Origin of the sequence: Rhodovulum sp. 12E13, assembly GCF_003340565.1 — a bacterium.
In the GTDB taxonomy this organism is placed as follows: domain Bacteria; phylum Pseudomonadota; class Alphaproteobacteria; order Rhodobacterales; family Rhodobacteraceae; genus HLUCCA09.
In genome coordinates this window covers 1-2,287 of sequence record NZ_QPLK01000088.1, presented here as the reverse complement: position 1 = coordinate 2,287, position 2,287 = coordinate 1, and the positions used below count along the sequence as shown (strand labels likewise).

Sequence of the window (2,287 nt, the reverse complement as noted above, 5' to 3'; positions counted from 1 at the left end):
TGAACAGCGACCCGCTCGCCTCGTCTGTCCCGCGCATGACCGCCCCCCTCGTGACCCGGAAAGGGTGAATCATGTCCTCAAACCCGTGTCGAGGCGGCCTTTTTCAGCGGCCTGTTAGCTGGCACCAGTTGCAAGCGGACGAGTTGAACAACCTCGGCGCCAACCCGGCGCTGTCCCGACTGGCCTCGCGCGACATCGGCGACGAGTACACCGCGACCCTGCGCTGGGGCATCGACCGGAACCGTTACCTGCAGGTCGTCGCATCGCACGCGCTGCCCGGGAAGGCTCTGCGAGATATCGGCGCCGACGAGCCCTGGAGCACGTTTCAGGCCAGCCTTTACGTCAGCTTCTGATGTGTCGGTCCCATCCTGAGCTATCGCGAGGCCGTCCCGGCATGGCCGGGGCGGCGTCGGGCGCGGGCCGATCGCAGGCCGGAGACCGACGCATGGGGACCGCCGCGCAGGTGCCGAACGAGGTTTTCGCCGAGGGTATGGCGAACCACGCCAACTTCATGACCATCTCAACGGACGCAAAGGATCAGCCGTGACGCCCGATGCCCTTCCCCAGATGCCGTGGGGCCAGCTCTTCGGCCTGCTGTTCATGACGATGGGCCCGATCCGCGCCATTGCCGTGTATTCCCGCGTCGGTGACGACGATTCCGCCCCTGAAGTGCGCAAGATGGCTCGCCACGCCGCGGCGCTGGTTGCCGGCGCCTTCGTGCTGGCGGTGGTGATCGGGACGGGCGCGCTGGGGGCGTGGGGCGTGAGCTTCCCCGTGCTGATCGGCGCCGGCGGGGTCGCGCTCTTCGCGCTGTCGCTGCAGGCGCTGCTTGCGCCGCCGGCCCCGGCCCGGCAGATCGACCCGGGCCAGGTGGAGGCGGCCGCCATTGCCTTTCCGGGTCTCTTCCCGCCCATCGCCGTGGTCGTGCCGTTGATCTTCGCCGTGGCTTTCCCGGGGATCGAGACCAAGCTCGGCATCATCGCCATGGGCCTCGGCCTGATCGTCGTGAACTGGCTGCTGATGCTGCGCTCCAAGGCGATCCTGCGCGCCATCGGCCCGGTTCCTCTCCAGCTCTTCGGCGCGGTCTTCGGCGTCCTCCAGCTCGCGCTCGCGCTCCAGTTCATGCGCGACGCCGTGGCGATGCTGTGACGATGGCGCGGGCCGTCCTCGGCTCGGGGCGGTCATCACCGACAGTCGCGGCGCTGCGCGGGTCACGATCAGAAGCGTGCGTCGATGAACAGGCCTGACATGCAGCGGAACTCGAGGACGGTCAGGGGCGTGGGGGCGGCCGTGGCGGTGGCGGCCTCATTGCTGGCGGGCTGCGGTCCCCGGGCCGACCTGATCCCCGATCCCGAGGCCGAACTGGCCACCAGCAGCGTCGCCGTCCATGTCGGCACCACGAGGGCGCGCACGCCCGACGGGCTCTGGTCGCGCGCCGAGCCGGACGCGCTCAACTACGCCGTCATCGACGTCTCCGTGCCGCCGGAGCGTGTGCCCGGCCTCGTGACCCTTCCCGGCGCGCGCCCCGATCCGCGCGAGGATTTCCTGACGCTCCGGGTCGGAACCTATCGCGAGCGCGCTGCCTTCCGCGCCGAGGCGCGGCGCGCGCTGGCGGGCGGCCGCGGGGGCGAGGAGGTCGTGCTCACCGTTCACGGCTTCAACAACAGGATGGGCGACGGCGTCTTCCGCACGGCGCAGATGGTCGCCGATTTCGGGATCGCGGGGCCGGTCTTCCATTATGCCTGGCCGTCGCGCGGCGCGCCGCTCGGCTACGCGGCCGACCGTGACGCCGTGCTCGTGGCGCGTGACGGCATGCAGGAAATGCTGCAGGATCTTGCCGCCGCCGGCGCGCGCGACATCGTCATCGTCGCGCATTCCATGGGCAGCCAGCTGACGATGGAGGTGCTGCGGCAGATGGCGCTCCGCGGCGACCGGGCCGCGCTCGACCGGCTCGGGGGCGTCGTTCTGATGTCGCCCGACATCGACCCCGCGCTGTTCCGCGAGCAGGTCGAGGATATCGGTAAGCGGCCGCTGGCGGCCCTTGGCCGATCAGCTTGACGCTGGCGAGAAGGCCCAGGGCATGAGATCGTCGATCCTGTTAGCGGGGTGACCGGCGGCGATCGCCTCGAGGGTGGCGGTGAGGTAGGCGAGCGGATCGACTCCGTTCAGCTTGCAGGTCTCTATGAGGGAGGCGATCCGCGCCCAGCCGTGTGCGCTCTCGTCGTGGCCGGCGAAGAGGGCGTTCTTCCGTTGCAGGCTGAGGGGGCGGATCGTGTTCTCGACGGCG

The 2,287-nt window shown here is 70.1% G+C and carries 4 protein-coding genes; 3 read left to right on the top strand and 1 reads right to left on the bottom strand.

Going from position 1 to position 2,287, the window contains the following annotated elements; all coding sequences use genetic code 11:
* Positions 1 to 143 precede the first annotated feature (143 nt).
* From DLJ49_RS21085 to DLJ49_RS21075, 3 genes are all read left to right on the top strand, one after another.
* Positions 144 to 353 (top strand): hypothetical protein, encoded by a 210-nt coding sequence (locus DLJ49_RS21085; protein ID WP_115395466.1) that lies wholly within the window; start codon positions 144 to 146, stop codon positions 351 to 353.
* 190 nt (positions 354 to 543) lie between these two features.
* Positions 544 to 1,149: a MarC family protein gene (locus DLJ49_RS21080; RefSeq protein ID WP_115395465.1), complete on the top strand. Its 606-nt coding sequence runs from the start codon at positions 544 to 546 to the stop codon at positions 1,147 to 1,149.
* Positions 1,150 to 1,248: 99 nt separating this feature from the next.
* Positions 1,249 to 2,058: an alpha/beta hydrolase gene (locus DLJ49_RS21075; RefSeq protein ID WP_158547552.1), complete on the top strand. Its 810-nt coding sequence runs from the start codon at positions 1,249 to 1,251 to the stop codon at positions 2,056 to 2,058.
* Here the strand turns inward: DLJ49_RS21075 and DLJ49_RS21070 are convergent.
* Positions 2,050 to 2,287: transposase domain-containing protein (locus DLJ49_RS21070; protein WP_147277391.1), on the bottom strand; the 238-nt coding region annotated here is incomplete at its 5' end. The two genes, DLJ49_RS21075 and DLJ49_RS21070, sit on opposite strands and share 9 nt — an antisense overlap.